Raw genomic sequence first — 22,004 nt, 5'->3', positions numbered from 1 at the left:
TGCCCTGTGCCCGCCCCATGCTCTACCTGTCTTTGGCCGTGATCTGCAGCGTGCTGGTCTCGGTGTTGTTGAAGGTGGCCGGACGCCGCCAACTGGATGTTGCGCAGATGGTCACCTGGAACTATCTGGTGGCGGCAACGCTCACCGCGGTGGTGCTGCAGCCGCCGCTGGATGCGCTGCGCGCGCCGCATGCGCCGTGGCTGTCATTGCTGGCGCTGGCGGTGGTGCTGCCCTCGATCTTCCTGGTGCTGGGCCGCGCAGTGGCGGTGGCCGGCATCGTGCGCAGCGATGTGGCGCAGCGCCTGTCGCTGCTGCTGTCACTGGCTGCCGCCTTCCTGTTCTTCGGCCAGAGCGCGACGCCGTGGAAGCTGGTCGGCCTGGCGCTGGGCCTGGTCGCCATGGTGGCGATCAGCCTGCGCCCGCGCGGCCCGGCGGTGGCGTCCTCGCCCGGCGGCTGGGGCTGGCTGCTGGGCGTATGGGGCGGGTTTGCGGTGGTGGACGTGCTGCTCAAGCAGGTGGCGCTGTCGGGCACGCCGTCGATGGCGGCGGTGCTGGCCAGCTTCAGCGTGGCCTTCGTGCTGATGCTGGCCCTGCAGCTGTGGCGGCATGTCAGTGGCCGCAGCCAGCTGGCCTGGCGCAACCTCGGCGCGGGTGCGCTGCTGGGCCTGCTCAATGGCAGCAACATCCTGTTCTATGTGCATGCGCACCAGTCGATGCCGGACAACCCGGCCACCGTGTTCGCCGGCATGAACATCGGCGTGGTGGTGCTGGGTGCACTGGTGGGCGTGTTCGTCTTCGGCGAGGCCACCACGAAGTGGAACCGTGCCGGTTTGGCGCTGGCGGTGCTGGCGATCGGCTTGATCGCCTGGGGGTGAGCATGTGCATCGGGGTCAGATCCCATTCCGTGGGAATGGGATCCGACCCCTGACGCGACCATTGCCCCGGGGTCGGATCCCATTCCCACGGAATGGGCTCCGACCCCGGCGTTGAGGGTTATTTGTCGAAACCCAGCAGCAGCGGGTCGTGGTCGGAGCTGCGCCACGGGCCCTGCACGTTGCGGCCCTGGTAACCGCTGGCGTCCTGCTCGTCGGCGTTGCTGTGCCATTCGGCGGCACCGCGCAGGCGCTTGGCCATGCCCGGGCTGAGCAACGCGTGGTCAAGGCGGCCGGTGTAGCCGTTGTAGACGTAGCTGTAGGGATGCTCGACCTTGACGACCTTGAACGCGTCCTGCCAGCCCAGGTCGTGCAGGGTGCGGATCGGGTCTTCCATCGCGTAGGCGTTGAAATCGCCGAGCAGTACCGCGTCCTTTGTACCGGTACCGGTCGGATCCGTCTGCAGCCAGGCATGCAGCTGCTGCGCCGAGGTCACGCGGGTGGCGTTCCAGCAACCCTGGTTGTCGTTGCGGTCGGCGTCGGCGCCGCTTGCGTCGCGGCAGCCCTTCGACTTGAAGTGATTGGCCACCACCACGAACGGCGCGCCCTGCTTGCCCTGGAAGGCCTGCGCCAGCGGCACGCGGCTGTGCTCGACGAACGGGCCGCCGGTCAACGTGGCCGGCGTGCCGACCGGCTGCAGGCGTGAGCTGCGGTAGATGATGCCGACCCGGATCGGGTTGTCGCCGGGGCCGTTGCCGGCATCGACGAAGCGCCAGTCGCCCTGCGCGCCGCGGTCACGGTTGAGCGCATCGACCAGTTCGGCGATGGCCGACTGCGGTCCGTAGCCGTCGTTCTCCAGCTCCATCAGCGCGGCGACGTCGGCGCCCAGCGCGTTGACCGTGGCGACCAGCTTGGCCACCTGCGCTTTGTGCTCGTCCAGCGTGCGGGCGCCGCGCAGGGTCGGGAAGCCGCCGCCCTGGCCATCACCGTTGAAGAAGTTCTCCAGGTTGAAGGCGGCCACGTGCAGGCTACCCGGCACGGTCGGCACTGCGGGGCGCTTGAGTTCCGGCAGTTTCAGCGCACCCTCGACCTGCAGGCGCGGACGGCCCTGCGCGTCCACGCGCACGATGCCCTCCACATTGCGCAGCTGCATGCCAGTGCGCAGCACCGGGTTGCCCGGCAGGTAGGCCACGCTGGCCGGATCGCGGGCATCGCTGCCATCGTCCAGCACCAGGCGACGACGCTGGTTGTCGGCCATCACCTGCTCATAGCCGGCCGTACCCGGCGCGGCCACTTCGGTCGGCTGCCAGAGGCGGCCATCGAAGGCCACGGTGAGCTGGCCGAAGCGCTCCAGGCCATCGGTGCCGGCCAGGGTGAGCGGTGCGGCGATGCGCACGCGCTGTCCATCCAGCGCGCGCCAGTCGGCTGGCGCGGCGGTCAGCACCACGCTGGCGCTGCTGCGCGCAGCGGGCGGCGTCGCGACCGGCGTGGCCTGCGGCTGGGCCTGGGCGATGGCGCCGGCCGGCAGCAGCAGGGACAGGGCAAGGGCGAGGGAGCAGCGGCGCATCGACGGGCGATTCCTGGGACGAGGGCGCACAGACTAACCCTGAAATGCGAAACCCCGCCTGCGAGCGGGGTTTTGACCTTGGTGGGCAAAGCCTGGGTCGTGCCGGCCGCTGGCCGGCAACCTCATGACCTTCGTGCGATGTGTGGTTGCCGGCCAGCGGCCGGCACTACCGCTTACTTCAGATTGGCCAGCATCCAGTCCACGGTGGCGTGGATCTGTTCTTCCGTCAGGGCCGGGTTGCCGCCCCTGGGGGGCATGATGCCGCCGTCGGGGCCGGTATAGCCCTCGATGGCGTGCTTGTAGAGCGTGTCCTTGCCCTGCGCGATGCGCTTGTCCCAGTGCGAATGGTCCAGCGTCGGTGCCATGCCCACGCCGGTGGTGTGGCAGGCGGTGCACAGGTTGTCGAAGATCACCTTGCCATCCTTGGTGCCGCCGTAGGCCACCTGCGACGCGGCCTTGGCCAGCGCGGCGGCCTTGGCGGCGGCCTGCGCGGCAGCGCCGGTACTGCCGGCATAGACCGCGCCGGTGGGCGAGATGCGCTGTTCGGTGCGTTTGGCCGCGGTCGGCGACACCTCGGGCGGAATCCGGGTGTGGATGTAGGCGGCAAGGAGAATGAGGCCGAGGGTGATGGTCGCCAGCAGCGCGATCACCATGGAGAAGCGTTTCAGGAACTCCAGATCGTAATTCCGCACTCTTCGTTACCCCTGGCTGATAGTCGTTGGACCACGGCTGAGCGACTGCGTGATGGGCCGAGTATAGAACGCACTTTGCGTGCGACAACAGGCGTCACTGCTGATGCGGCGCAGCATGCCGGGGCTGGGGTCAGATCCCTTTTGCGCCGCAAAAGGGATCTGACCCCAGCAACAGAAGCCGGCCAGCGGCCGGCGCTACCGGATTGCCGGGGCGCCGATCGCGCGCAGGCAGAAGCTGCAGATCGCATCCACCAGCGCGTCTTCGTCGCGGTGCGCTTCGCGGCTGGGCGCGGTCGGGCCGACCATCGCTTCGGTGAAGGCACCGACCAGGCACGCGGCGGCCACATGCGCGTCCTGCACCGGCAGCTCGCCGGCCGCTACGCCCTCCTCCACCAGTCGCAGGAACACGTCGCCGAAGGCGCGACGGCCGCGCATGCGCTCGGCTTCCACGTCCGGGTCGACCGGTTCAACGATGAAGGCGTGCGCCAGCCCCGGCCCGGCCAGGGCACGGCGGACGAAGGCGGTGATCGCCAGCCGCAGCCGCTCGCTGGCCGCCTCCGGGCCACTGGCGATGCGCTCCATGATCGCGACCTCGTGGGCGACGGCGGCATTGAGGACTTCCACGAACAGCTCTGCCTTGGACGGGAAGTGGCGATAGATCAGGCCGGTGGACACCCCGGCCTGGGTCGCCACGGCCGTCACCGGAGCATTGCGCCAGCCGCCCGTGGCGACCAGCTCGCGGGTGGCCAGCAGGATCCGTTCACGGGCGCCCGCCAGGCGTTCTTCCATCAATGCAGAGCGTTTATAAGCCATGTTCTGATTCTAGTTTCAATTTTTGAATTCGTATTCACTTCTTACCCGAACCCCGCTACGCTGGGGCCATCGCCCGTGTGGGTGGCGGTCCTGCAGACCGCCCCCCACTCCCCCGCCGGGTGCGTCCATTCCTGCCATCCCGCCGTGGAGCCACCACAATGCACGTGCCATCCCTGAACTTCGATCTTGGCGAAGACATCGACCTGCTGCGCCAGAGCGTGGCCCATTTTGCCGCCGCCGAGGTCGCTCCGCTGGCCGCCGAGGCCGATGCCAGCAACCAGTTCCCGCTGGCGCTGTGGCCGAAGCTGGGCGAACAGGGGCTGCTGGGCCTCACCGTGGAAGAAGCATACGGCGGCACCGGCATGGGTTACCTGGCCCACGTGGTGGCGATGGAAGAGATCTCGCGCGCGTCCGGCGGCATCGGCCTGTCCTATGGCGCGCATTCCAATCTGTGCGTGAACCAGCTGCGCAAGAACGGCAACGAGGAACAGAAGCAGCGCTTCCTGCCCGACCTGTGCAGCGGCGCCAAGGTGGGCGCGCTGGCGATGAGCGAACCGGGCGCCGGTTCGGACGTGGTGTCGATGAAGCTGCGTGCGGACAAGCGCGGCGACCGCTACGTGCTCAACGGCAACAAGATGTGGATCACCAACGGCCCGGATGCCGACGTGCTGGTGGTCTACGCCAAGACCGACATGGAGGCCGGCGCCAAGGGCATCACCGCGTTCCTGGTCGAGAAGGGCATGAAGGGCTTCTCCACCGCGCAGAAGCTGGACAAGCTGGGCATGCGTTCTTCGCCCACCTGCGAGCTGGTGTTCCAGGATTGCGAGATTCCTGAAGAGAACGTGCTGGGCCAGGTTGGCGGTGGCGTGCGCGTGCTGATGTCCGGCCTGGACTACGAGCGCGTGGTGCTGTCCGGTGGCCCGCTGGGCCTGATGGCTGCGGCGATGGACGTGGTGATGCCGTACGTGCACGAGCGCCACCAGTTCGGCGAGCCGATCGGCAGCTTCCAGCTGATCCAGGCCAAGATCGCCGACATGTACGTGGGCCTGGGTGCCTGCCGCGCGTATGTCTATGCCGTGGCACGTGCCTGCGACCAGGGCCGCACCACCCGCCAGGACGCCGCCGGTGCCATCCTGTACGCCGCCGAGAAGGCCACCTGGCTGACCGGCCAGGCGATCCAGATCCTGGGCGGCAACGGCTACATCAACGAATACCCGACCGGCCGCTTGTGGCGCGATGCCAAGCTGTATGAGATCGGCGCCGGCACGTCCGAGATCCGCCGCATGCTGATCGGCCGCGAACTGTTCCAGCGCACCCTGTAAGGCCACTGCGATGACCGTATTGAGCACCCAGCTGCAACCGGGCAGCGAAACGTTTGAAAGCAACCGCGCGGCCATGCAGGCCGTGGTCGACGACCTGCATGCCACCCTCGCCCGCACCGCGCTGGGTGGCAGCGAAGCCGCACGCGCCAAGCACACCGCGCGCGGCAAGCTGCTGGTGCGCGACCGCATCGACGCCCTGCTCGACCCGGGCAGCGCGTTCCTGGAAATCGCGCCGCTGGCCGCGCACGGCATGTACGAAGACGCCGTGCCGGCCGCTGGCGTAGTGGCCGGAATCGGCCGGGTGAGCGGCGTGGAATGCGTGATCGTGGCCAACGACGCCACGGTCAAGGGCGGCACCTATTACCCGATGACGGTGAAGAAGCACCTGCGCGCGCAGGAGATCGCCGAGCAGAACCACCTGCCCTGCATCTACCTGGTCGATTCCGGTGGCGCGTTCCTGCCGCTGCAGGACGAAGTCTTTCCCGACCGCGACCATTTCGGCCGCATCTTCTACAACCAGGCCAACCTGTCGGCACAGGGCATTCCGCAGATCGCCTGCGTGATGGGCAGCTGCACCGCTGGTGGTGCCTATGTGCCAGCGATGAGCGACGAGACTGTGATCGTGCGCGAGCAGGGCACGATCTTCCTCGGCGGCCCGCCGCTGGTGAAGGCGGCCACCGGCGAAGTGGTGACGGCCGAGGAACTGGGTGGTGCCGATGTGCACACGCGCATCTCCGGCGTGGCTGACCACATGGCCGACAACGACCTGCAGGCACTGGCACGGGTGCGCGCGATCATCGCCCAGCTCAACTGGCGCAAGCCGGAACCGGCCATGGCGGTGCAGGCGCCCGAGGAACCGCTGCTGCCGGCACACGAACTGTACGGGGTGATCCCGGCCGATACGCGCAAGCCCTACGACGTACGCGAAGTGATCGCGCGGCTGGTCGATGGCTCACGCTTCGACGAATTCAAGCCGCGCTACGGCGCAACGCTGGTCACCGGCTTCGCCCATCTGAACGGCTACCCGATCGGCATCATCGCCAACAACGGCATCCTGTTCTCCGAGTCGGCACTGAAGGGCGCGCACTTCATCGAGCTATGCACCCAGCGCAATATCCCGCTGGTGTTCCTGCAGAACATCACCGGCTTCATGGTGGGTCGCAAGTACGAACAGGGTGGTATCGCCAAGGACGGGGCCAAGCTGGTGATGGCGGTGGCCTGCGCCAGGGTACCCAAGTTCACCGTGGTGATCGGTGGCTCGTTCGGTGCCGGCAACTACGGCATGTGCGGCCGCGCCTATTCGCCGAACTTCCTGTGGATGTGGCCGAACGCGCGCATCGGCGTGATGGGTGGCGAACAGGCCGCCAGCGTGCTGGCCACGGTCAAGCGCGATGGCATCGAGGCCAAGGGTGGCCAGTGGCCGGCAGCGGAGGAAGACGCGTTCAAGGCACCGATCCGCGACCAGTTCGAGCAGCAGGGCCACCCGTACTACGCCAGCGCGCGCCTGTGGGACGACGGCGTGATCGATCCGGCCGACACCCGCCGGGTGCTGGCGCTGGCGCTGTCGGCCAGCCTCAACGCCGCCCCGCAGCAGACGCGCTTCGGCGTGTTCCGCATGTAACCCGTGCCATGACCGAGCCTGTTGCCATGTTCACCAAAGTCCTGATCGCCAACCGCGGCGAAATCGCCTGCCGCGTCATCGCCACCTGCCGCCACCTCGGCATCGCCACCGTGGCGGTGTATTCCGATGCCGACCGCAACGCGCGCCATGTGCGCCTGGCCGACGAAGCCATCCACATCGGCCCGGCTGCCGCGCGCGAGAGCTACCTGCGCGGCGATGCCCTGCTCGAGGCCGCACGCCTGACCGGCGCGCAGGCGATCCACCCCGGCTACGGCTTCCTGTCCGAAAACGCCGACTTCGCCGATGCCTGCGCTGCCGCCGGCATCACCTTCATCGGGCCGCCGGCCAGCGCCATCCGCGCGATGGGTGACAAGAGCGCCGCCAAGGCATTGATGGCCAAGGCCGGTGTGCCGCTGACCCCGGGCTACCACGGCGACCAGCAGGCGCCGGACTTCCTGCGCGCGCAGGCCGATGCCATCGGCTACCCGGTGCTGATCAAGGCCAGCGCCGGTGGCGGTGGCAAGGGCATGCGCAAGGTCGAACGCAGCGAGGACTTCGTCGATGCACTGGCCAGCTGCCAGCGCGAGGCCGCCTCGGCCTTTGGCAACGACCATGTGCTGGTCGAGAAGTACGTCGAGCGCCCGCGCCATATTGAGATCCAGGTGTTCGGCGACAGCTACGGTGAGGCGGTCTACCTGTTCGAGCGCGACTGCTCGGTGCAGCGCCGCCACCAGAAGGTGCTGGAAGAGGCGCCCGCCCCGGGCATGAGCCCCGAACGTCGTGCTGCGATGGGCAAGGCCGCGGTCGATGCCGCGCGCGCGGTGGGCTACGTCGGTGCCGGCACGGTGGAATTCATCGCCGGCCCGGACGGCGATTTCTACTTCATGGAAATGAACACCCGCCTGCAGGTCGAGCATCCGGTCACCGAGTACATCACCGGCACCGACCTGGTGGAGTGGCAGCTGCGCGTGGCCTCGGGCCAGCCGCTGCCGCTGCGCCAGGATCAGCTGGCGATTCATGGTCATGCCATCGAGGCGCGGCTGTATGCCGAAGACGCCGACCGTGGTTTCCTGCCGTCCACCGGCCTCCTGCGCCGCCTGCGCCTGCCGTCGCCGTCGACTCATGTGCGCGTGGATACCGGTGTCGAGGAAGGCGATAGCATCACGCCGTACTACGATCCGATGATTGCCAAGCTGATCGTCTGGGACGTGGACCGCGACGCCGCGCTGCGCCGCATGAGCCAGGCCCTGGCCGACTGCCAGGTGGTGGGCGTGACCACCAATGCCGGTTTCCTGCGCCGCCTGGTGAACACCGATTCGTTTACCCACGCCAAGCTGGATACCGCGCTGATCGAGCGCGAGCAGGCCGCATTGGGCCGGGTGGGTGACAGCGATGATGCGCTGTGGCTGCTGGCGGCGGTGGCCGCCGTGACCACTACTGCAGGTGCAGCCAGCGACGCGCGCGACCCGCATTCGCCGTGGCAGGTGCAGGATGGCTGGCGCCTTGGCGCGCCCGCGCCGCGCGTGCTTCCGCTGCAGCAGGGTGAACGCCGGCACACGCTGAAGGTGTGGGCGCAGACCGATGGCTGGCGCGTGCAGTGCGATGACGCAGCACCCGTGCAGGTGATCGGCACAGCCGATGTGCGGGGGCTGGCGGTACAGCTGGGCGACCGCCGCGGGTCGCTGCAGCTGCTGCGCGACGGTGACCAGCTGTACCTGTTCGGCACCGACGGCCAGCACCGTTTCACCCTGCATGATCCGGTGAGCGAATCGGACCACGCCGTGGCCGATGCCGGCAGCCTGCTGGCACCGATGCCCGGGAAGATCGTGGCCACGCTGGTCGCCGCCGGTACCGAGGTCAAGCGCGGCACGCCGCTGGTGGTGCTGGAAGCGATGAAGATGGAGCACACCCTGCAGGCGCCGGCCGACGGCACGGTGAAGGGCTACCGCGCCAAGGCCGGTGACCAGGTCAGCGACGGCGCGGTGCTGGTGGACTTCGAAGCGGCGTGAACGCCGGGGCGACGGTCGCTCAGCGGTCGTCGCCCGCCGTCACCCGACCTGCGGGATCGAATTCGGCCGTGTCCAGCGTGGCACTGCGCCAGCCCAGGCCGCAGATGGCCATCGCGCTCTGACCGATGCCATCGAAGCCGAAGGCACGATCGACATCGGCATCGTTGATGGCCGCTGTCACGAACGCCGCCAGCCCGCGCTCGGTCGCGCACAGGTACAGCAGCTGCGAGATGTGGCCGACATCCAGCGTCACCGCACGATGCGCCTTGGCGTGGTTGCGGTACTTCCAGAAGCAGCGGTCATAGCGCGGCGCCAGCACCAGCATCGCCGGCGCATCGGCGAACCACGCCTGCCCGGACAGCATCCGCCGCGCCAGCGCCGGCAGTGCCTGCGGCGGTGGCGAGGGCAGCGGCAGCACGGCGTGCTGCACCGGGTGGTAGTGGTACAGGCCCGGTGCCAGTCCTTCCACGTTCTGCACCAGCAGGAAGCCTTCGGTAGGATGCAGGCCGCCACCGGAAGGCACGTTCTTCTTCAGGAACTCGGTATCGCGCTCGACCTTCTGCACCGCGTGCGCCATCAGCGTGCGCTGCAGCACCTGGGCCAGCAACGGCAGCGGCAGCGCGCGCTGCGGGTCGAAATTGCGGCAGGTGGTGCGGCGCGCCAGCAGTGCGTCGAACGCGGCCTCTTCGCTGCGCGGCAGCGGCTGGTAGTCGCCCTGCATGGGCTGCACCACCGGCGGCGGCGGCCCGAGGCGCTGGCGCAGGCCGGCAGCGGTGTCCAACCCCTGCCGGCGCATGTCCTCCACGCTGTCCACGGCCTGCCAGCGTGCATGGCGATGGGCCAGTGCAGCCAGCGGCCACCACTGGCTGCGCCGCAGCGCCTCGTCGCGCAGCTGGTGCCCCACCTCGCTCGGCGGGTCGGTCAGCAGCAGGCCCTGCTCGACCAGGCGGGCCAGCATCGCCGGGGAAGCATCGGCGGGCGGTTCGCTCCAGCGGTGCGCGCTGAGCTCGCCCAGCAGCTGGCGCTCCTCGGCGTCCACCGGCAGTGGCTGGTCCAGATGCGCGGCCAGCGCCACCCAGCTGATCTGGCTGTCCATCTCGGCGTGGCCGGCCAGCATCGCGCGCAGGTCCAGGGTGACCGCCTCGCGGGGCTCGAACATCAGGCTGGCGCAGCGGCGCAGGCGCATCGGTTTCCTTCCTTCTGCCGCACAACCGGCATAGCAGCAACGACCGCGGCGCGGCCAACTTTAGCGATGTGCACAGCGCGGCCCTCAATGGCAGGCTGTCGCGGCCGATACGAGAAACTCCACTTACGGACGATCCCCATGAGCACCCATCCCCGCCTTTCCGCCGCAGACGCCAGCCTCCTGCTTGACCACCTGATCGGCAATGACGACTTCCGCAGCCACTTCACCGCGTCGCCAGCCAAGGCGCTGGCCTCGATCGGGCTGGACGGTGCCGTTGGCGAGAACGACTGCATGAAGATCGGCACCCTGGCCTCGGTCGAAGAGCTGAGCCAGGTGCGTGACGGGCTGCAGGCCCACCTGTCCGGGTCGGTGGCGGCCATGACCGTGGTGTTCTGCTTCGAAGCCGGCAAGGTCGGCGAGCGCATCGACGGCTGACCCGCCATCAGGGCGCGCCGGCCGTGGCCGACGTAGCCCACGTGGAGACGTCATACACGTTCAGCGGTTGCCACACCTGCAGGGCGGTGACCTCGGCAATGGCCTGGCCGCGATGCTGGGCCAGCCAGGCCTGCTGGCGGCGCACGGCGGCTTCATCGCCCTGCGCACGCAGCGCGAGCAGCAGCACGACGCGCGCCTGCACCGGCTCGCTGCCATCCAGCATCGGCTCGATCAGGGCGCGGGCAGCCTCGGGGCGCTGCATCTGCAGCTCATCCATGGCGCTGACGATGCGCAGCCAGCGGTCCGCGACCGGACTGCGCAGGCTGCGCAGCAGGGGCCGCTGCTCGTCCAGCCAGCGCCTGGCCAGTTCGAGCTGGCCCTGCCGCTGCGCCAGGTGGACCAGCGCCAGCCACTGTAGGCCACGGGCATGCAGCATGGGATCATCACGCTCCTGCAGCATCGGCTGCAGCAGCGCCGCGATCGCCTGCAGCTCGACACGGTCAGCGCCCGGGCACAACGCCGCCACGCTGGCGTGCTGCAGGCGCTGCTGCACCTGAAGATCGACCAGCGTCGGCGCCGCTGCATCTTCACGTATCGCCCGCTGCATCGCCGGGCAGTCGCGCTGCGCGGCCGCCAGCAGCAGCTGCGCACGCAGCTTCATCCGCTGCTGCAGGGCATCGCTGGCATGGATCTGCGGCAACAGCTTCGCGGCCTTGGCGTACTGCCCCTGCGCCACCAGCACATCCACGCCGGTCTCATCGGCGTCATCACGGCCGCGCAGGATCTGCGCCTGTGCCAGTGTTTCGGCAGCAAGCTGCGGTTGGTTGGCAGCGATCTGTATCCGCACCAGGTGGACCAGCGGATACAGCCGCAGCGGATCCTGCGGCACTGCGGCCGCACGCGCATAGGGCTCGGCCTCGCTGAACTGGTTGGCCTGCAGCAGGTACCAGGACGTGTTGGACAGCCCCGCGAACGAATCCGGATAGACCTTGGCCAGCGTGCGCCATTGCTCCAGCGCCCAGCCACCCGGCTCCAGCTCGGCCGTCCAGGCCTTCAGGTACAGCCGCTCGCGTGGCGGCAGCCGATCCTGCAGGTCCAGCGCATGCTGCATGGCTTCGCGTGCTCGCCGCCCTTCCTCGACGCGCGCATGCAGTTTGGCCACGCCCATGTAGGCCAGGGCGAAACCGGGATCGATATCGATCGCCGCCTGGTACAGGTTGCGCGCCTCCTCAAAGCGCCGCTGGCCCAGTGCACTTTCCGCCAGTGCGAATGCACGCAGTGCGCGCAGATCCTGGGTCGATGCCCGCGGCAGCGGCAACGACTGTTCCAGGCTCGCCACCGATTCGCCCAGTCCGCGACGCAGGCGCCCGACCACGTCGTCCACCGCGAACACCATCTGGTCGGATCGATCCACGGTGGCGGTGAACGTCTGGATCACCTGGCCGCTGCCGGGTGCGGCGACATCGATGGCCAGCTCGTAGCCACCGACCTTCTGCCGCACCGTCGGCAGCAGCACGGCGCGCGCGCCTTCCCGCACCGCCACGTTGGCCGCGGTATCGCGGCTGAGCCGGGTATCGCCCGAGAGCCGCGCCATTTCCAGGCTTTCGCGGATCTTGCCCTCCGACAGCACGTTCACGTAGCGCGATTGCTCCAGCGCGATCCGGATCGCGTGCCGCATCGAGTCGTCGAAGATCGGGTCGCCGGTGAGGTTGTCGACATCACCGAGCACCACCCAGTCGCGCTCGGCGAACGCGATCGCCGGTTCCGGCCGCAGCAGCAGCCAGCCGCCGAGCACCGCCACCGCCAGCACCAGGCCTTCGGCGGCCAGCACCAGCGGCTGCCGCCACAACGGCAGGTCGCGGCGGGCCTTGGCATTGGCACGCGGCATGCGCAGCGGTGCGGAGCCGATCTCGCCCACTTCGATCACTTCCTGTACCACCGGCACGCCCTTGAAGCGCCAGCGCCCGTGCGACTTCCACAACAGGCGCGTGCCGCGCTCGCCCAACGCATCGGTGGCACGGCGGGTCAGCGATTCGGCTACCGCCGACAACAGGATCTGGCCGGGCCGCGCCAGCATCATCAGGCGCGCCGCCATCGGCTTGGCCAAGCCTTCCACTTCCATCGACTTGGCGCCGGCGCGGACCGCCTCTGCACTGTTTTCCCAGGTCAGCACGTCACCCACATGCAGGCCGGCACGCGCGCGCAGTTCAATCGCACGCTGCTGGCCCAGCGCATGCAGTTCGCGCTGGTAGTCCAGGGCGAAGCCCAGGGCATCGATGGCGCGCTCGAACAGCATGAACAGGCCGTCCGAACGATCGATCAGCTGGCCATTCCAGCGGTGCTGCAGCACCAGCACCAGGCGGTCGTGTTCCTGGAACAGGCTCGCCGCCGCCACGTCGCCGATCCGCTCGACCAGCTGCAGCGAATCACACAGATCAGTGAACAGCAGGGCGCGTAGCTGTGGGCTATGCGGGGCTGACGTTCCGTTGTCGCCATTCATCGCCTGCATCTCCCTATTGGCCGTCCGGATCATCCACCCAGCGCAGGCAGTTGCCGCCATCACGCTTGGCCCGGTACAGCGCCCGATCGGCGCTGGCATACCACTCGCTCCAGTCCGCGTCGGCATCCAGCAGGCTGGCTCCGATGCTGACCAGGCTTACATGCGGCGTGCCATGGCTGCGCTCGAGCAGGCCGTGCACCGCGCTGAGGATGAACTCGGCAGCGTGCTGCACGATCTCGCGGTTGCCACGGCGCAGCATCAGGCAGAACTCATCACCGCCAAGCCGGCAGGCCAGGTCCTGTTCGCCAGCCATCGAGCGCAGGATGTTGCCCATGCTCTGCAGCACGCGGTCGCCGGCCTGGTGGCCGTGGCGGTCGTTGATCTGCTTGAAACGGTCGCAATCGATCAGCAGCAGCGCCTGCGGCGGCCCCTCGGCACGCTCGCGGCACTCCTGCAGGTACAGGGTGAGGCCACGGCGGTTGTGCAGACCGGTCAGTTCATCGGTACGCACCAGCTCGCGGGTGTGGGTCAGCTGGTGGGTGGTGATGTAGAGGTTGTCCAGCGCGGTTTCCAGATCGTGGTTGCGCCGGCGCAACTGGCTGATCAGGGCCTGTTCGTTGGCCAGCACGCGCATGATCGTGCGGCGCAGGAAGTAGGCCACCAGGCCCGGATCGGATTCGACCAGCCGGTGGAAATCAGCCGGCCCCAGTTCCAGCACATCGCAGTCGACCAGCGCGCGCGCGCTGGCGCTGCGCAGGTGGTCGCCGACCAGCAGGCCCAGTTCTCCGAAGAACTCATGCTGCCCGAGTGTCTTGATCACCAGGTCCTCGCCGAAGTCCAGTTCGATCTGGCCTTCGAGGATCACATACATGCGCTCGCCGCGGTGGCCACGCTGGAACAGCCACTGTCCGGCACGGAGCTTGCATGCGCGGGCGAATCTGGCAAACAATGCCACCTCGGCATCTGACAACAGCGCGTGCACGATCTCGGCCATCGCCACCCGGGCGATACCTGTCGTCACATCACTGTTCTCGGCCGCACCCCTGCCGGTCATTCCCTGCACCCGCCGCCAGCGTCCCCTGGTGAGCCGCGGAGCATAGCACCGCTTTAAAGTGTGCGCCCTATCTCATTTTGACCGTTCTGCCGATCTTGATTGACGTGAAGATCGGTGGTGGCCCGTTCTGGTCACGGGTGCCCGGGCAAAACCCCTGCTGGATCAATTCGATGCCGGGTTTCACAGGGTTTCGGCCAAGTTGCCGGAACCCGGGGTGCGCCTGATTGACGCTGCCCGCTGGCTGCCCCCCTTGCATCGATACAACAACGCCGGCAGGTCCCCCGACCGGCCGGCGTTGCCTGGCCCTTCCCTGGCCACCCTGATCGGATTCCAGGCCCCGGTAGAGCCGGCCGCTGGCCGGCTGCCACGCAGCGCCCGGAGCATCCTGTGATTGCCGGCCAGCGGCCGGCACTACCGGATCACACCGCGCACCGGATCACGCCGCGCGTTCGCTGCGCCCGCCGTGGAACTGCTCTTCCTCGGTCGATCCGGTCAGCGCGGTGGTCGACGACTGGCCCTGCTGGATCGCCTGGGTCACCGCATCGAAATAGCCGGTACCGACCTCACGCTGGTGCTTGACCGCAGTGAAACCGCGCTCGGCCGCTTCGAACTCGGCTTCCTGCAGTTCCACGAACGCACTCATCTGGCGGCGCGCGTAGCCGTGGGCCAGATTGAACATGCCGTAGTTCAACGCATGGAACCCGGCCAGGGTGATGAACTGGAACTTGTAGCCGTAGCTGCCCAGTTCGCGCTGGAACTTGGCAATGGTGGCGTCGTCCAGGTTCTTCTTCCAGTTGAAGCTGGGCGAGCAGTTGTAGGCCAGCAGCTTGCCCGGGAACTTCGCGTGGATCGCCTCGGCGAATTTGCGTGCAAACTCCAGGTCCGGCTTGCCGGTCTCGCACCACACCAGGTCGGCATAGGGTGCATAGGCCAGGCCGCGGCTGATCGCCTGGTCCAGGCCGTTGCGGGTCTTGTAGAAACCTTCGACGGTGCGCTCACCGGTGGTGAACGGCTTGTCGTTGCCGTCGATGTCACTGGTCAGCAGATCCGCAGCTTCGGCATCGGTGCGCGCGACCAGCAGGGTCGGCACGCCCATCACGTCGGCGGCCAGGCGTGCGGCGTTGAGCTTCTCGATCGCCTCGCGGGTCGGCACCAGCACCTTGCCGCCCATGTGCCCGCACTTCTTGACCGAGGCCAGCTGGTCCTCGAAGTGCACGCCGGCGGCGCCGGCCTCGATCATCGCCTTCATCAGTTCAAAGGCGTTGAGTACGCCGCCGAAGCCGGCCTCAGCATCGGCCACGATCGGCTGCAGGAAGTCGATGTCATCCTTGCCTTCGGCGTGGTGCAGCTGGTCGGCGCGCAGCAGCGTGTTGTTGATGCGCTTGACCACCGCCGGCACCGAATCTGCCGGGTACAGCGACTGGTCCGGATACATCTGGCCGGCCAGGTTGGCGTCGGCCGCCACCTGCCAACCGGACAGGTAGATCGCCTTCAGGCCGGCCTTGACCTGCTGCATGGCCTGGTTGCCGGTCAGTGCACCCAGCGCGTTGACGAACTCGCGCTCGTGCAGCGACGCCCACAGCTTCTCCGCACCCAGGCGGGCCAGCGAATGCTCGATGTGGACGGTGCCGCGCAGGCGCACCACGTCGGCGGCGCTGTAGTTGCGCTGGATGCCTTCCCAACGCGGGTTGGTATCCCAGTCGTGCTGGATCTGTTCGGCAGTGGGCAGCTTGCTCATGTCTTTCTCCAGTTCGGTTCGTGCGTGCAGCGGGGAGGGAAACGGCGGTAGACGCGGGCGGCAGTCAATCGATGCGCGCGTAGGCCGGCAGGGTCAGGAAATCGGTCAGTTCTTCGCTGCGGCTCAGTTCGCCGAGCAGGGCGATGGCCTCGCTGATGCGCGCGCCACCGGGCAGCGCGGCGGTATCGCCCAGCCGTGCCGGCAGCTGCGACAGGGTGGAATCCAGCAGGGCCAGGTCGATCGCGGTGCCATCGTCCAGCTGCTGGCCCGGCGTATGCAGCCACTGCCACAACTGGCTGCGGCTGATCTCGGCGGTGGCCGCGTCCTCCATCAGGTGATGGATCGGCACACAGCCGTTGCCATCCAGCCACGCCGCCAGGTAACGCACGCAGACTTCCACGTTGCCTTCGAAGCCGGCGCGGGTGATGGTGCCCGGCGGCCGCGCGATCAGTTCGTCGCGGCCGACGCGCACGTCCTGGCGCAGCACGCTGTGCTGGTTCGCACCGGGCATGTGCTCGTCGAAGATCGCCATCGCCACCGGAATCAGCGCCGGATGCGCGACCCAGGTGCCGTCGTGGCCGGCGCTGACTTCGCGCAGCTTGTCGGCGCGCACGCGGGCCATGGCCTGTTCGTTGGCGGCGGCATCGTTGTTGATCGGAATCTGCGCGGCCATGCCGCCCATCGCATGCGCACCGCGGCGGTGGCAGGTCTGGATCAGCAGTTCCGAATACGCCTTCAGGAACGGCTGGGTCATGGTCACCTGGCCGCGTTCGGGCAGCACGCGGTCGGCGTGGCGGCGGAAGGTCTTCAGGTACGAGAAGATGTAGTCCCAGCGCCCGCAGTTCAGGCCGACGATGCGGTCACGCAGTGCGTGCAGGATCTCGTCCATCTCGAACACCGCCGGCAGCGTTTCGATCAGCACGGTCACCTTGATCTGGCCGTGCGGCAAGCCGAGCATCCCTTCAATGTGCGACAGCGCGGTTTCCCACAGCGCCGCCTCTTCCATGCTCTGCAGCTTGGGCAGGTAGAAGTACGGGCCACGATCCTTGGCCTGCAGGGAGCGGGCGTTGTGGAAGGCGAACACCGCTGCGTCGAACAGGCCGCCGGCGAGGAACTGGCCGTCGACGCGTACGTGCTTCTCGTCCAGGTGCCAGCCACGCGGGCGCACGATCAGCACCGCCTGTTCGTCGTATGGGCGCAGCGTGTAATGCTTGCCATTGGGGGCGGTGTATTCGAGATCGCCGCGCACCGCCGCGGCCAGCGACTGCTGCCCGGCCAGCAGGTTGCGCCAGGTCGGCGAGGTCGAATCCTCGAAGTCGGCCATGAACACCTTGGCGCCGGAGTTCAGCGCGTTGATGACCATCTTCGGGTCGGTCGGGCCGGTGATCTCGACGCGGCGGTCCTGCAGCGCGGCCGGCAGCGGCGCAACGCGCCAGTCGCCGCTGCGGATCGCAGTGGTGTCTTCACGGAAGTCCGGCAGGCCGCCCTGGTCGAAGAACGCTTGGCGTTCACGGCGGGCCTGCAGCCTCGCCTGCCGGCCCGGTTCCACCGCGCGGTGCAGCGACACCAGCAGGGCCAGCAGCGGCGCCGGCAGCACGGTGTCCTGGCCGGCCACGCGGGTCGCCAGGGCGATGCCGGGGGTGGCCTTGGTGGCGGGGGTGGGAACGGCGGAAGCGACGGCGGACATGGGGCTACTCCAGCGGTGGGGGAACGTCTCCACGGTGCCGCCCGGCCTCAGTATTTGGCAAAACAGTTTTTGCAATGTTTTACATAAGTTGTGCTAATACTCGTTACACGATGAGCACACGCACCCCGCCAAGTCCTCGTTTTTCCTACAAATCCGACCGGCTCAAGCCGCTGCGCGCGTTCTGCCAGACCGTGCGCCTCGGCTCCGTCTCACGGGCGGCTGAGGCACTTTTCGTCAGCCAGCCGGCCATCAGCCTGCAGTTGCAGGCGTTGGAACGGGAGCTGGGGGTGCCATTGTTCGAGCGCAGCGGGAGGCGCCTGGTGCCCAGCCGCGAGGGCCAGCTGCTGTACGAGATGGCACAGCCGCTGGTGGAGAACCTGGACGGGCTGGAGGCGCGCTTCCGCGACAAGGTGCGCGGCCTGGACGCGGGCGAGCTGAACATTGCCGCCAACAGCTCGACCATCCTGTACCTGCTGCCGAAGATCGTCGAACGCTTTCGCCTGCACCACCCGGACGTGCGCCTGACCCTGCACAACGCGATCAGCGCCGACGGCACCGACCTGCTGCGCGAGGATGCCGCCGACCTGGCGATAGGTTCGATGACCGATGTGCCGGCCGACCTGACCTACGCCCCGGCCTACCGCTTCGAGCAGGTGCTGATCGCACCGCACGATCATCCGCTGGCCAAGGGCGGCGAGCTGGAGCTGGCCGACATCGCGCGCTATCCGCTGGTGCTGCCGCCGAAGCGGCAGATCACCTACCGCCTGGTGGACCAGGTGTTCCAGCGCCACCGCATCGCCTACACCGTGGCGCTGGAAGTGGGGGGCTGGGAAGTGATCAAGCAGTACGTGGCGATGGGCATGGGCATTTCCATCGTGCCGGCGCTGTGCCTGAACGAGGCCGACCACGAGCGGCTGGCGGCGCGGTCGATGAAGCGCTGGTTCCCCGAGCGCAGCTACGGGGTGATCGTGCGCCGGGGCAAGGCGCTGTCGGCGCAGGCGCGGGCGTTCATCGAGCTGATCCAGCCGGAGTTGTTCAGTCCGCGCGATTACGATCAGAGCGGGCATTCGGAGCGGTGAGGGGTGTTCTGGTTTGCAGGGTTGCCGCCCTGCACCTGCAGAGGCCGAAGCAACGGCAACGTCAACGGCAACAGCGGGCATTCCGTGGGATGGCGGGGTGGGTCCGGTTGCGGGGGACGCCGTAAACCCGTCCATGGAGGCTCGGTCGCGCCATCCATGGCGCTCACGCCCCCGCAACCGGACCCACCCCGCCTTCGACTGTTTTCTGCGAACTGTGGGAAATGCTTTCCATGGTGGGTGCCGACCGTTGGTCGGCACGGGGTCGGATCCCGTTGCTGCGCAACGGGCTCTGACCCCGCCTCTGATTCATTTCCGGCTGACGATGAATAAACTGGCCCCATGTCCATCGAACTCCGCCACCTGCGCTACTTCCTCGCCGTCGCCGATACGCTGCACTTCGGCCAGGCGGCGGAGCGGCTGGGCATGTCACAGCCGCCGCTCAGCCAACAGATCCGCCAGCTGGAAGAACTGATTGACGCGCGCCTGTTCGTGCGCAGCCATCGCCGCGTGCAGCTGACGCCTGCGGGCGAACTGCTGCAGGAACGTGCACGCGCCATCGTGCAGCAGGTGGAGACGGCCGTGGACGAGGTGCAGCGTGCACAGCGTGGTGAGCAGGGTGAACTGCACATCGGTCTGACTCGCGCCACGCCGCTGTCGCCGCAGATTCCGCGTTCGATCCTGCGCTACCGTCAGCAGTACCCGCAGGTGCGGCTGCAGCTGAGCGAGATGAACACGCTGCAGCAGATCGACGCGCTGCTCGACGGTTCACTGGACGTGGGCATCATCCGCAAGCGCGCGCTGCCGCCGGAACTGGTGGCGCACAGCCTGTTCGTCGACCCGCTGGCGCTGATCGTGCACGCCGACCACCCTGCCCTGCGCAGGCTGTCGAAGCAGGGCACGCTGTCGCTGCGCGACTTCGCGCAGGAGCCTTTCGTGGCGTTCCGCCGCAGCGCCGGCGCGGGCATCCACGACCACATGATCGCGTTGTGCGCGGCGGCGGGCTTCACGCCGCGCATCGTGCAGGAAGCCGGTGAAGCATCGACGTTGATCAGCCTGGCCGCTGCGGGCCTGGGTGCGGCGATCCTGCCGTCGTCATGCGATCACATACGCGTGGAAGGATCGCGCTTCGTGGCACTGGCCGATGCCGGCGCGCATTCGGAAGTGCAGCTGGCCTGGCACCGCGAACGGGTAACGCCGCTGATCCGCAATTTCGCCACGCTGCTGCGTGAGGCGTTCGCCGAAGGGTGAAGTGCAACCCACCCGGGTAGTGCCGGCCGCTGGCCGGCAACCCCACATGGGCCGGCATGCCGGCCAGCGGCCGGCACTACCGTACGCGGTGGGTCACGCGGTGACCGGCTGCGGCGCGCGCTGCTGCAGTGCCCAGACGATGCCACCACCGATCAGGGTCAGCACGGCAGCGAACAGGCACACACCCAGCCAATCCCAGGCCGCATAGGCCAGGCCACCGACCCCGCCCAGCACGCTGGACCCGAGGTAGTAGGCGAACAGGTACATCGCCGAGGCTTCGGCGCGCATCGTACCGGCGCGGCTGCCAACCCAGCTGCTGGCCACCGAGTGGCCGCCGAAGAAGCCGAACGTGACCAGTGCGATACCCAGTGCCATCGCACTCAGCCACGGCATTGCCAGCAGTGCGATGCCCGCGCCGATCAACGCGAACGAGATCGACAGGATGCGGCCGCGCCCGTAGCGCGTTGCCTGCTGGCCCATCCACGCCGAACTGAAGGTGCCCACCAGGTAGACACTGAAGATCAGGCCGACCACGGTCTGGCTGAGGTGGTAGGGCGGCGCCAGCAGGTGGTAGCCCAGGTAGTTGTAGAGGGTGACGAACACGCCCATCAGCACGAACGAGGTGGCGAACAGCCACGGCAGGCCCGGGTCGGCGAACAGCGTGCGCCAGCGCGACGGCAACTGGCGCAGGCCGTCACGACGGGGATGGAAGTGGCGCGACGGCGGCAGCTGAAGCCACAGGAGCACGGTGCTGGCCACCGCGATGATCGAGACCACGCCGATACCCCAGCGCCAGCCCCAGTGGTCGGCGATGATGCCGGCCAGCAGGCGTCCGCTCATGCCACCGATGGCGTTACCGCCGATGTACAGGCCCATCGCCAGGCCCAGCGCGCGGCTGTCCATTTCCTCGACCAGGTAGGTCATCGCCACCGCCGGCACGCCGCTCAGCGCCAGGCCGAGCAGCGTGCGCAATACCAGCAGCGTGGTCCAGTCATCCACCAGCGCCGAGCTCAGCGACAGCATGGCCGAGACCAGCAACGCGACGATCATCAACGGGCGGCGGCCGACCGCATCGGACAGCAGACCAGCCAGCAGCATCGCCACGGCCAAGGTGCCGGTCGTCAGCGACAACGACATCGCGCTGCCGGCGGCGGACACGCCGAAATGGCGGCTGAACTCGGGCAGCAGCGGCTGCACCGTGTACAGCAGGCCGAAGGTGGAAAAGCCGGCCAGGAACAGTGCCAGCGCGGTGCGGCGGAAGGCCGGTGTGCCCTGCTGGATGCGGGTCTCGGCGCTGGAGTCGACAGTGGGGGGGCGGCGTTCGACGGCCGCCGCGGTTTCGCCAGTCATGGGATCGATGGGCCGGTGGGGGCGGCCAAGCGTGGGAGGGAACGGGCCTCAGACTAGGCCCGTCTATCCAGTCGATCCATAACCTGATAGGTAATGATTGATATACGAGAAGTATCAATTCAGCTTACAGGCGCTGCCACTCGAAGCCGTCGCCCCGGCGGTAGTACACCGCCACCGCGCGGCCGTAGAGCTTGTCGGCGTCGACGAAGCCGAAGAAGCGGCCATCGAAGCTGTTGCCGCGGTGGTCACCCAGCACCAGCACCTTGCCAGCCGGCACCACCAAGTCGGCGATGTCCGGACCGCCGCCCATGTCCAGATCAAGGCGGGCACGTCGCTCGCCGAAGGCTTCCACGTCCTGCAGGTCGGCCATCTGCAGCGGCTGCCCGTTGATGCTCAGATGGCCTTCGCGCATCTGCACATGGTCACCGGCCACCGCCGCCACGCGCTTGATCAGGCGGGTGCCGTCGGCCGGTGAGTCGAAGACCGCCACCTCGCCACGCTGCGGGGTGCCGGTCGCCATCAGTTCCGTGTTGGTGAATGGCAGACGCAGACCGTAGGCGCGCATGTCCACCACCACCCGGTCGCCGGGCTGCAGGGTCGGCTGCATCGAACCACTCGGCACCACGTAATGGTTGGCCAGGGTATCGCGGGCGGCGGCGAGCAGGCCGAGCATCACCAGCAGCGGCAGCGCCTCTTTCTTCAGCCAGGCCAGCGCGCGTTCGGAAAAGGGAGGGCGGGCAACAGCGTCCATGGCAGGATCCGGGTGGGTGGTAGCTGCATCAGACCACATCCGGGCCGAAGAGGTTCCCGCACCGCGCTCCTGTAGAGCCG

The 22,004-nt window shown here is 68.2% G+C and carries 17 protein-coding genes; 7 read left to right on the top strand and 10 right to left on the bottom strand.

The genetic code is table 11. The features are described 5' to 3' along the window. Positions 1 to 17: 17 nt before the first annotated feature. Positions 18 to 875, top strand: a complete 858-nt coding sequence (locus ACM0PB_RS13445) for an EamA family transporter (RefSeq protein ID WP_065178406.1) — start codon at positions 18 to 20, stop codon at positions 873 to 875. A 118-nt stretch (positions 876 to 993) separates the two neighbouring features. Here the strand turns inward: ACM0PB_RS13445 and ACM0PB_RS13440 are convergent, their stop codons facing one another. The 3 genes from ACM0PB_RS13440 to ACM0PB_RS13430 form a co-directional block, all read right to left on the bottom strand. Beyond that, positions 994 to 2,439, bottom strand: a complete 1,446-nt coding sequence (locus ACM0PB_RS13440) for an ExeM/NucH family extracellular endonuclease (protein WP_065178405.1) — start codon at positions 2,437 to 2,439, stop codon at positions 994 to 996. Between the two features lie 173 nt (positions 2,440 to 2,612). Beyond that, on the bottom strand, positions 2,613 to 3,131 hold the full coding sequence (locus tag ACM0PB_RS13435; RefSeq protein WP_065178404.1) for a c-type cytochrome: 519 nt from the start codon (positions 3,129 to 3,131) through the stop codon (positions 2,613 to 2,615). Between the two features lie 195 nt (positions 3,132 to 3,326). Next, positions 3,327 to 3,944: a TetR/AcrR family transcriptional regulator gene (locus tag ACM0PB_RS13430; protein WP_005420712.1), complete on the bottom strand. Its 618-nt coding sequence runs from the start codon at positions 3,942 to 3,944 to the stop codon at positions 3,327 to 3,329. Between the two features lie 158 nt (positions 3,945 to 4,102). Between ACM0PB_RS13430 and ACM0PB_RS13425 the strand changes: the two genes are divergently transcribed. Genes ACM0PB_RS13425 through ACM0PB_RS13415 form a run of 3 tightly spaced genes read left to right on the top strand, consistent with a single transcriptional unit; the run spans position 4,103 to position 8,896 of the window. Continuing rightward, positions 4,103 to 5,266: an isovaleryl-CoA dehydrogenase gene (locus ACM0PB_RS13425; RefSeq protein WP_053499282.1), complete on the top strand. Its 1,164-nt coding sequence runs from the start codon at positions 4,103 to 4,105 to the stop codon at positions 5,264 to 5,266. 10 nt (positions 5,267 to 5,276) lie between these two features. Then, positions 5,277 to 6,887, top strand: coding sequence for a carboxyl transferase domain-containing protein (locus ACM0PB_RS13420; RefSeq protein WP_111174940.1), 1,611 nt, complete (start codon positions 5,277 to 5,279; stop codon positions 6,885 to 6,887). A 26-nt stretch (positions 6,888 to 6,913) separates the two neighbouring features. Next, a complete protein-coding gene (locus tag ACM0PB_RS13415) occupies positions 6,914 to 8,896 on the top strand; it encodes an acetyl/propionyl/methylcrotonyl-CoA carboxylase subunit alpha (RefSeq protein ID WP_414604822.1) in 1,983 nt (660 codons plus the stop codon). Positions 8,897 to 8,915: 19 nt separating this feature from the next. Here ACM0PB_RS13415 and ACM0PB_RS13410 read toward each other — a convergent pair whose 3' ends face one another. Then, positions 8,916 to 10,082: a putative peptide maturation dehydrogenase gene (locus ACM0PB_RS13410; RefSeq protein WP_069138098.1), complete on the bottom strand. Its 1,167-nt coding sequence runs from the start codon at positions 10,080 to 10,082 to the stop codon at positions 8,916 to 8,918. A gap of 138 nt (positions 10,083 to 10,220) precedes the next feature. Between ACM0PB_RS13410 and ACM0PB_RS13405 the strand changes: the two genes are divergently transcribed. Beyond that, positions 10,221 to 10,517 (top strand): NHLP-related RiPP peptide, encoded by a 297-nt coding sequence (locus tag ACM0PB_RS13405; protein WP_005420725.1) that lies wholly within the window; start codon positions 10,221 to 10,223, stop codon positions 10,515 to 10,517. A gap of 7 nt (positions 10,518 to 10,524) precedes the next feature. Here ACM0PB_RS13405 and ACM0PB_RS13400 read toward each other — a convergent pair whose 3' ends face one another. The 4 genes from ACM0PB_RS13400 to aceB all read right to left on the bottom strand — a co-directional run bounded on the left by ACM0PB_RS13400 (position 10,525) and on the right by aceB (position 17,496). Continuing rightward, a complete protein-coding gene (locus tag ACM0PB_RS13400) occupies positions 10,525 to 13,017 on the bottom strand; it encodes a putative peptide modification system cyclase (protein WP_414604821.1) in 2,493 nt (830 codons plus the stop codon). 13 nt (positions 13,018 to 13,030) lie between these two features. Beyond that, positions 13,031 to 14,071, bottom strand: coding sequence for a GGDEF domain-containing protein (locus tag ACM0PB_RS13395; protein ID WP_032954692.1), 1,041 nt, complete (start codon positions 14,069 to 14,071; stop codon positions 13,031 to 13,033). 436 nt (positions 14,072 to 14,507) lie between these two features. Then, the gene (gene aceA / locus ACM0PB_RS13390; protein ID WP_061480262.1) at positions 14,508 to 15,809 is read right to left on the bottom strand and encodes an isocitrate lyase; all 1,302 of its coding nucleotides are present in this window, start codon (positions 15,807 to 15,809) and stop codon (positions 14,508 to 14,510) included. Positions 15,810 to 15,873: 64 nt separating this feature from the next. Then, on the bottom strand, positions 15,874 to 17,496 hold the full coding sequence (gene aceB, locus ACM0PB_RS13385; RefSeq protein WP_095378572.1) for a malate synthase A: 1,623 nt from the start codon (positions 17,494 to 17,496) through the stop codon (positions 15,874 to 15,876). Positions 17,497 to 17,606: 110 nt separating this feature from the next. Between aceB and ACM0PB_RS13380 the strand changes: the two genes are divergently transcribed. Next, complete coding sequence (locus ACM0PB_RS13380) at positions 17,607 to 18,575, top strand: LysR family transcriptional regulator (protein WP_032954693.1); 969 nt, start codon at positions 17,607 to 17,609, stop codon at positions 18,573 to 18,575. A 339-nt stretch (positions 18,576 to 18,914) separates the two neighbouring features. Beyond that, positions 18,915 to 19,823, top strand: a complete 909-nt coding sequence (locus ACM0PB_RS13375; RefSeq protein WP_005420736.1) for a LysR family transcriptional regulator — start codon at positions 18,915 to 18,917, stop codon at positions 19,821 to 19,823. A 93-nt stretch (positions 19,824 to 19,916) separates the two neighbouring features. On the opposite strand, the gene ACM0PB_RS13370 is transcribed toward ACM0PB_RS13375, so the two are convergent. Together ACM0PB_RS13370 and lepB are read right to left on the bottom strand one after the other, a co-directional pair. Then, positions 19,917 to 21,173 (bottom strand): MFS transporter, encoded by a 1,257-nt coding sequence (locus tag ACM0PB_RS13370; RefSeq protein WP_414604820.1) that lies wholly within the window; start codon positions 21,171 to 21,173, stop codon positions 19,917 to 19,919. A gap of 124 nt (positions 21,174 to 21,297) precedes the next feature. Beyond that, on the bottom strand, positions 21,298 to 21,924 hold the full coding sequence (gene lepB / locus ACM0PB_RS13365) for a signal peptidase I (RefSeq protein WP_053501214.1): 627 nt from the start codon (positions 21,922 to 21,924) through the stop codon (positions 21,298 to 21,300). Positions 21,925 to 22,004: the final 80 nt, after the last annotated feature.

Origin of the sequence: Stenotrophomonas sp. AR029, from assembly GCF_047520695.2 — a bacterium.
In the GTDB taxonomy this organism is placed as follows: Bacteria; Pseudomonadota; Gammaproteobacteria; order Xanthomonadales; family Xanthomonadaceae; genus Stenotrophomonas; species Stenotrophomonas sepilia.
This window is presented reverse-complemented; position numbering and strand designations above follow the sequence as displayed.

Bases quoted from the DNA above. Each gene is read 5' to 3' on its own strand.
- ACM0PB_RS13440 (WP_065178405.1), bottom strand. From the start codon at position 2,439: ATGCGCCGCTGCTCCCTCGCCCTTGCCCTGTCCCTGCTGCTGCCGGCC.
- ACM0PB_RS13405 (WP_005420725.1), top strand. From the start codon at position 10,221: ATGAGCACCCATCCCCGCCTTTCCGCCGCAGACGCCAGCCTCCTGCTT.
- ACM0PB_RS13445 (WP_065178406.1), top strand. From the start codon at position 18: ATGCTCTACCTGTCTTTGGCCGTGATCTGCAGCGTGCTGGTCTCGGTG.
- aceA (WP_061480262.1), bottom strand. From the start codon at position 15,809: ATGAGCAAGCTGCCCACTGCCGAACAGATCCAGCACGACTGGGATACC.
- ACM0PB_RS13415 (WP_414604822.1), top strand. From the start codon at position 6,914: ATGTTCACCAAAGTCCTGATCGCCAACCGCGGCGAAATCGCCTGCCGC.
- aceB (WP_095378572.1), bottom strand. From the start codon at position 17,496: ATGTCCGCCGTCGCTTCCGCCGTTCCCACCCCCGCCACCAAGGCCACC.
- ACM0PB_RS13425 (WP_053499282.1), top strand. From the start codon at position 4,103: ATGCACGTGCCATCCCTGAACTTCGATCTTGGCGAAGACATCGACCTG.
- ACM0PB_RS13370 (WP_414604820.1), bottom strand. From the start codon at position 21,173: ATGACTGGCGAAACCGCGGCGGCCGTCGAACGCCGCCCCCCCACTGTC.
- ACM0PB_RS13410 (WP_069138098.1), bottom strand. From the start codon at position 10,082: ATGCGCCTGCGCCGCTGCGCCAGCCTGATGTTCGAGCCCCGCGAGGCG.
- ACM0PB_RS13420 (WP_111174940.1), top strand. From the start codon at position 5,277: ATGACCGTATTGAGCACCCAGCTGCAACCGGGCAGCGAAACGTTTGAA.
- ACM0PB_RS13400 (WP_414604821.1), bottom strand. From the start codon at position 13,017: ATGAATGGCGACAACGGAACGTCAGCCCCGCATAGCCCACAGCTACGC.
- ACM0PB_RS13375 (WP_005420736.1), top strand. From the start codon at position 18,915: ATGTCCATCGAACTCCGCCACCTGCGCTACTTCCTCGCCGTCGCCGAT.
- ACM0PB_RS13380 (WP_032954693.1), top strand. From the start codon at position 17,607: ATGAGCACACGCACCCCGCCAAGTCCTCGTTTTTCCTACAAATCCGAC.
- lepB (WP_053501214.1), bottom strand. From the start codon at position 21,924: ATGGACGCTGTTGCCCGCCCTCCCTTTTCCGAACGCGCGCTGGCCTGG.
- ACM0PB_RS13395 (WP_032954692.1), bottom strand. From the start codon at position 14,071: ATGACCGGCAGGGGTGCGGCCGAGAACAGTGATGTGACGACAGGTATC.
- ACM0PB_RS13430 (WP_005420712.1), bottom strand. From the start codon at position 3,944: ATGGCTTATAAACGCTCTGCATTGATGGAAGAACGCCTGGCGGGCGCC.